Source organism: Bradyrhizobium sp. P5_C11_2 (genome assembly GCF_054049755.1).
On record NZ_JBFULT010000568.1, the window covers coordinates 1 to 4867 of the forward strand.

The following is a 4867-nucleotide window of genomic DNA, read 5'->3' on the forward strand; positions in this document are numbered from 1 at the left end:
ATCAGCAAGAGGCCGTCACGCGACCATGCCGAGCGCCGGATTTGTCCACCTTCACGTTCACTCGGCCTATTCGCTGCTCAAGGGCTCGATCAAGATCGCCAAGCTCGCCGAGCTTGCCAAGAAGGACCACCAGCCGGCCTTAGCGCTGACCGACACCGACAACATGTTCGGTGCGCTGGAGTTCTCCGACAAGATGGCGGGCTCCGGCATCCAGCCGATCGTCGGCTGCGAGCTCGCGATCGATTTCGGCGACCAGGATCCCAATGCGCGCAACGCGCTGCTGCCGTCGCGCGTGGTGCTGCTGGCGGCGCAGGAGCGCGGCTATCGCAGCCTGATGCGGCTGAACTCGCGCGCGTTCCTGGAGACGCCCGACACCCATGCCTCCCACATCAAGTTCGACTGGCTCGAGGGCGAGACCGAGGGCCTGATCGCGCTTACCGGCGGACCGGACGGGCCGGTCTCGCTGGCGCTTGCCGCCGGCCATTCCGAGCTTGCGGCCGCGCGCTGCGAGCGTCTCGCCAGCCTGTTCGGCGATCGCCTTTATGTCGAGCTGCAGCGCCACGGCCTCGACAAGGAGCGCCGCATCGAGAGCGGGCTGATCGACATCGCCTATGCCAAGGGCCTGGCGCTGGTCGCGACCAACGAGCCGTATTTCGCCGCGACCGACGATTACGAGGCGCATGACGCGCTTTTGTGTATCGCCGGCGGGCGGCTGATCGCCGAGACCGACCGCGTTCAGCTCACCCCCGATCACCGCTTCAAGACCCGCGCCGAGATGGCGGTGCTGTTCGCCGACATTCCGGAGGCTCTCGCTTCGACGGTGGAGATCGCCGAGCGCTGCTCGTTCCGCCCGATGACGCGGAAGCCGATTCTGCCGTTCTTCACGGTCGGCGCCGCCGCCAGCTCCGATGCGGCCTCGGTCGAGGCCGCCGAGTTGAAGCGGCAGGCGGAGGAGGGGCTTGCGAACCGCCTGCGCGTGCACGGCCTGTCGCAGGGCACCACCGAGGAGGACTACAATAAGCGCCTGGCGTTCGAGCTCGACGTCATCATGCGCATGAAGTACGCGGGTTACTTCCTGATCGTCTCCGACTTCATCAAATGGGCGAAGGGCCAGGGCATTCCGGTCGGGCCGGGCCGCGGCTCCGGCGCAGGCTCGCTGGTCGCCTGGGCGCTGACCATCACCGACCTCGATCCGATCAAGTTCGGCCTGCTGTTTGAGCGCTTCCTCAATCCTGAGCGCGTCTCGATGCCGGACTTCGACATCGACTTCTGCCAGGACCGCCGCGGCGAGGTGATCAGGTACGTCCAGGAGCGCTACGGCCGCGACCAGGTCGCGCAGATCATCACCTTCGGTACGCTGCAGGCGCGCGGCGTGCTCCGCGACGTCGGCCGCGTGTTGCAGATGCCCTATGGCCAGGTCGACAAGCTGACGAAGCTGGTGCCGCAGAATCCGGCGGCGCCGGTGACGCTTGCAGCCGCAATCGAGAGCGAGCCGAAGCTCCAGGCGTTCCGCGATGAAGATCCGATCGTGGCGCGCGCCTTCGACATCGCGCAGCGCCTCGAGGGCCTGACGCGCCACGCCTCGACCCACGCGGCCGGCATCGTGATCGGCGATCGGCCCCTGAGCGAACTCGTGCCGATGTACCGCGATCCGAAGTCGGACATGCCGGTGACCCAGTTCAACATGAAATGGGTCGAGCCGGCGGGCCTCGTCAAGTTCGACTTCCTCGGCCTGAAGACGCTGACCGTGCTCGACGTCGCCTGCAAGCTGCTCAAGCCGCGAGACATCCATGTCGATCTCGCCACGCTGCCGATCGACGATGCCGAAAGCTACCAGATGCTGGCGCGCGGCGACGTGGTCGGCGTGTTCCAGGTTGAAAGCCAGGGCATGCGGCGGGCGCTGATCGACATGCGCCCCGACCGCTTCGAGGACATCATCGCGCTGGTCGCGCTGTATCGCCCGGGTCCGATGGCGAACATCCCGACCTATTGCGCGCGCAAGCACGGCGACGAGGAGCCGGAATATCTCCACCCCGTGCTGGAGCCGATCCTCAAAGAAACGTTCGGCGTCATCATCTACCAGGAACAGGTGATGCAGATCGCGCAGGTGATGTCGGGCTACTCGCTCGGCGACGCCGACCTGTTGCGCCGCGCCATGGGCAAGAAGATCCGCGCCGAGATGGACAAGCAGCGCGACATCTTCGTCGCCGGCGCGGTGAAAAACGGCGTGCCGAAGGGGCAGGCCGAGACCATCTTCGAGCTGTTGGCGAAATTCGCCGACTACGGCTTCAACAAGAGCCACGCGGCGGCCTATGCGCTGGTGTCCTACCACACCGCCTACATGAAGGCGCATTATCCGGTGGAGTTCATCGCGGCGTCGATGACGCTCGATCTCAACAACACCGACAAGCTCTCCGAATTCCGCTCCGAGGCGCAGCGCCTCGGCATCAAGGTCGAGCCGCCGAACATCAACCGCTCCGGGGCGACCTTCGAGGTCGGCGACAAGACCATCTACTACGCGCTCGCCGCGCTGAAGGGCGTCGGCCTCCAGGCGGTCGAGCAGATCATCGCGGAGCGGACCAGGAACGGGCTGTTCACGTCGCTTGCCGACTTCGCCGCACGGGTCAATCCGCGCGCGATCAACAAGCGCATCATCGAGAGTCTCGCGGCCGCCGGTGCCTTCGACACGCTGGAGCCCAGCCGCGCGCGCGTCTTTGCTGGCGCGGATGCAGTGCTCGCGGCCTGTCAGCGCTCCCATGAGGCGGCGACCATCGGGCAGAACGACATGTTCGGCGGCGCCGCGGACGCGCCGACCATCATGCTGCCGCAGATCGAGCCCTGGCTGCCGGCCGAGCGGCTGCGCCGAGAATATGACGCGATCGGATTCTTCCTGTCGGGCCATCCGCTCGACGATTACGCCACCGTGCTGAAGCGGCTGCGGGTGCAGAGCTGGGCCGAGTTTTCGCGCGCGGTGAAGACCGGCGCCACCGCCGGCAAGGTCGCGGCCACCGTGGTGTCGCGCATGGAGCGGCGCACCAAGACCGGCAACAAGATGGGCATCATGGGGCTCTCTGATCCCACGGGCCACTTCGAGGCGGTGCTGTTCTCCGAGGGGCTCGCGCAATATCGCGACGTGCTGGAGCCGGGCGCCGCCGTGCTGCTCCAGCTCGGCGCCGAGCTTCAGGGCGAGGACGTCCGCGCCCGCGTGCTGCACGCCGAGCCGCTCGATGACGCCGCCGCCAAGACGCAGAAGGGCCTGCGCATCTTCGTGCGCGACACCAAGCCGCTCGAGTCGATCGCCAAGCGTCTCGCCGGACCCGACATGGCGGCTTCGAACGGCGCGGCGCCAAAAGTCGGCAGTCCCGGCATCGCGCCGCGCGCCAACGGCGACGGCGAGGTCTCGCTGGTGATGATGCTCGACCTCGAGACCGAGGTCGAGATGAAGCTGCCCGGCCGCTTCAAGGTCTCGCCGCAGATCGCGGGCGCCATCAAGGCGGTCGCGGGCGTCGTGGACGTGCAGCAGCTCTAGCAACACGCACGAAGTTGCAGCCGGTTGCATGTTTTGCGCAGGTGATGCTTCGGTGCTGTTGCAACCTGCCGCTGATTCCAGCTAGCATGCTCCTGGGGAAGATCTTGGGGACGTGATGTTACTGCGTGGGCTGGTGTTGCTCATCGCCGCCGCATTGCTGTGCGGCTGCGAGACGGCGAGAAGTGGGCTTGGTTATTCGGAGACGGTGCGAAAGATCGGTCCGCCGAAAGCGGGGCAGGCGCGCGTCGTCGTGTTTCGCGAGAAGGGCTTTGGCGGCATCGGCGATCCGGACTGGGTATTTTCCCTCGACGGTACGCCGATCAAGGGCCTGAAGACCGGGACATATGTTTATGTCGATCGCCCGGCGGGCCAACACCAGTTCGTGGCCGAAGAGGTGGCGCTCGGCGTCACACGCGTCGACTTCTCGGCTCAATCCGGCCAGACCGTGTTCTTCGTCGCGCGCCTCAGTGAGCGCAAGACCGCCATGATCGCAAACGCGAGCACCGGATTGCTCGGCTGGGGTCTCACCCTTGCGATGACCTCCGGTTATAAAAATCAGGGGCCGCTGGATTTCCTCGCCCTGGACGAACCGGCCGCGAGGACGACGATCGCTGAGCTCCGGCTGGYGCAATAGGCGGCGCGCGCAAGTCTTGCCCGCAAAGTCTTGCCCACAAGTCTTGGCGAACACATCGTTCCGGCTACGCCTAGAAGTTTAGGTGCCGAGCGCGCCATCATTTGTGGTTTAGTCACATCACCGCGGCTATGATCGCGGCGATACTGATCGTCCACCGCCGGGAGGAAACGTGAATGTGCGACAAATGCTCTGAAAATCTGCAGCACCAAATCGGGCCATCGCGGCGGTCCGCGATGCTGCTTGCCGCCTCTGCGCTGAGCGTAGCCTTCGCCGGCAGGGCCTTCGCCAAGGAGGCCAAGGCGCCGCCCAAGCCGCAGAACGTGCTGGCGCCGGATGCCGCATTGAAGCGGCTGATGGAGGGCAATGCGCGCTACGTCGACGGCGTGTCGCGGCGCCATGATTTCAAGCACGAGCGCGAGGCGCTGGCCGGCGGCCAGAACCCGTTCGCGGCGGTGCTGAGCTGCGCCGATTCCCGCATCGCGCCGGAATACGCCTTCGACAGCGGCCGTGGCGATCTCTTCGTCTGCCGCGTCGCCGGAAACTTTGCCGGCGTTGAGACCATTGCCAGCATGGAATATGCGGTCGCCGTGCTCAACGCACCGCTGATCCTGGTGCTGGGTCATGACAGTTGCGGCGCCGTCGATGCGACGCTGAAGGCGATCAAGGACAACACGTCGCCGCCCGGCCACATCCCTTCGCTGGTC

3 protein-coding genes are annotated in these 4867 nt (G+C 66.1%); all 3 read left to right on the plus strand.

The window, feature by feature from the left end; all coding sequences use genetic code 11:
- Positions 1-25 precede the first annotated feature (25 nt).
- On the plus strand, positions 26-3529 hold the full coding sequence (dnaE, locus tag ACXJL8_RS34185) for a DNA polymerase III subunit alpha (protein WP_456620096.1): 3504 nt from the start codon (positions 26-28) through the stop codon (positions 3527-3529).
- Between the two features lie 133 nt (positions 3530-3662).
- Positions 3663-4163, plus strand: coding sequence for a hypothetical protein (locus tag ACXJL8_RS34190; RefSeq protein WP_456686381.1), 501 nt, complete (start codon positions 3663-3665; stop codon positions 4161-4163).
- 173 nt (positions 4164-4336) lie between these two features.
- Positions 4337-4867, plus strand: a 531-nt coding sequence (locus ACXJL8_RS34195; RefSeq protein ID WP_456686380.1) for a carbonic anhydrase, incomplete at its 3' end; no start/stop codon positions are given.

Coding starts and splice junctions, on each gene's coding strand:
- dnaE (WP_456620096.1), top strand. CDS start 26: ATGCCGAGCGCCGGATTTGTCCACCTTCACGTTCACTCGGCCTATTCG.